Raw genomic sequence first — 1,684 nt, 5'->3', positions numbered from 1 at the left:
AGGTGCTGTCTCTCAGGTGGCAGCCGACGTCCTCGGCGGCTGATGGACGACATGAGGGCGGTTATACGGCAAATGCGTTCGCCGGGGACGTCGAACGCCACCGTGAGGAAAGCACTAGGCGGGCAGTTGGCAGTTTGCAGTAGGCAGAGGAGCGAAGCACAGGTGGCAGCCGACGTCCCGGCGGCTGAAGGTCTAGCAAGGGACGGTATAGGGGCCTTCGTTCGCCGGGGACGTCGAACGCCACCGTGAAGAAGCGTTTGCCTCAACCTGGGGCTATTGATCAGTGTGAATCAGTGAAGATCAGCTTGCCAGGCCGGAGTCTCATAGATATGGTAACAAAGATCATCCTCCTTCGCCCCGGGGTACGGGGTCTACGGCGGACAGCCATCGCTCTTCAGCGAGCGAAGGCTGGTGGTGAAGTATTTTTTAACTTAAGCGGTTAAGTAATGGAGTATATCGGGAATAATATGACATTGAAAGTGTCGCTCACCTCAGTTGCCATGTTTATTAAGCATTATTCTTTAAAGCATAATGTTAATAAGCATAATCTTGGTTGATAAAGTCATGGCGAACTCACCAATTTTACTGGTAATTATGACTTCTCCTGTGTTGCAAACGTTCAAGACGTTAGATCGGTTAACGTTAATGACTTTGAGTAGCCAACTTTTTTAGATAGAGGCGTGACAGGCCAAATGCAAGTCTTTACCTTTTAGGGATTAGATGCCACTATAGTGACCTAAATCAAGAGGTGAAACGATGAGAACACTGGCAATACAATATGATGAAAGTCTGCCATTTTCGCTTGGAGAAAGTCCACTGGCGTTTGAGCAGGAAGCAGTCTTTCTATTAGCGCTGAAACTTTTTGAACTTGGTCGGATTTCTGCTGGTAAGGCTGCCGAATTAAGTCACCTGTCAAAACCCGCATTTCTTTGGAAGGCGGGACAAATGGACGTGCCCGTGGCACGTCTCGATGAGGATCAACTCCAAGCAGAGTTTGCGAATGCGTGACGTGGTCCTGATTGCGGATAGTGGACCTTTGATAGCACTTTCTCTCATCAGCAAAGTGGCTATTTTGCGCACGTTGTACAGGGGAGTTTGTGTGCCGTCTGCCGTGGCAGATGAAATCGCCGGGCAGGGAGAGTTTCGGCAAGGGGCCGATCTCTTCACCAGGGAATCATGGATAAAAATCGAGGCCGTGCCTTCGCCGTCCTTGACATTGTTGCCTGTATTTCTCGGGAAAGGCGAAGTTGAAGTCATTCAGTTGGGAATTATTCGTAGCGGGTCGTTGTTGCTCATTGACGATTATCGTGCGCGACGAGCGGCGGAAGCCCTCCACCTCGCAGCCACCGGTACGGTAGGCGTTCTAGTGCGGGCCAAGGAATGCGGATTGGTTCCTGCCGTGGTTCCGCTTTTGCGGGAGATGCGTGATTGCGGCTATTACATTGGTGAGGCGGTTGTTGAGATGGCTCGTATTCGTGCGGGGGAGTGAAATGAAAGACATTCGACGCGCTGATTTCCTAAATCCAGATGTCTGATTCGCACGCGGCTCACCCGGTTCGGCAGGCTCACCGCAGGCAAGCTCAGGGTAAATACACCAGCCATCAAAAATCGCAAAACGGTTTTTCTGGGAATTGAAGACAATGTAGATGTGCGGAGCACAGGTGCTGTCTCTCAGGTGGCAGCC

Annotated in this window: 2 protein-coding genes; both read left to right on the top strand. The window is 51.2% G+C overall.

Going from position 1 to position 1,684, the window contains the following annotated elements:
• Positions 1 to 756 precede the first annotated feature (756 nt).
• A complete protein-coding gene (locus WCI03_15325) occupies positions 757 to 1,008 on the top strand; it encodes a UPF0175 family protein (GenBank protein ID MEI8141222.1) in 252 nt (83 codons plus the stop codon).
• A complete protein-coding gene (locus tag WCI03_15320; protein MEI8141221.1) occupies positions 1,001 to 1,489 on the top strand; it encodes a DUF3368 domain-containing protein in 489 nt (162 codons plus the stop codon). Before WCI03_15325 ends, WCI03_15320 begins: the two co-directional genes overlap by 8 nt.
• Positions 1,490 to 1,684: the final 195 nt, after the last annotated feature.

Source organism: bacterium (assembly GCA_037143175.1).
Taxonomy (GTDB): Bacteria; Verrucomicrobiota; Kiritimatiellia; order CAIKKV01; family CAITUY01; genus JAABPW01.
This window is presented reverse-complemented; position numbering and strand designations above follow the sequence as displayed.

What these genes read in the sequence shown, in the direction of transcription:
- WCI03_15325 (MEI8141222.1), top strand. Translation starts at nt 757, where the DNA reads ATGAGAACACTGGCAATACAATATGATGAAAGTCTGCCATTTTCGCTT.
- WCI03_15320 (MEI8141221.1), top strand. Translation starts at nt 1,001, where the DNA reads ATGCGTGACGTGGTCCTGATTGCGGATAGTGGACCTTTGATAGCACTT.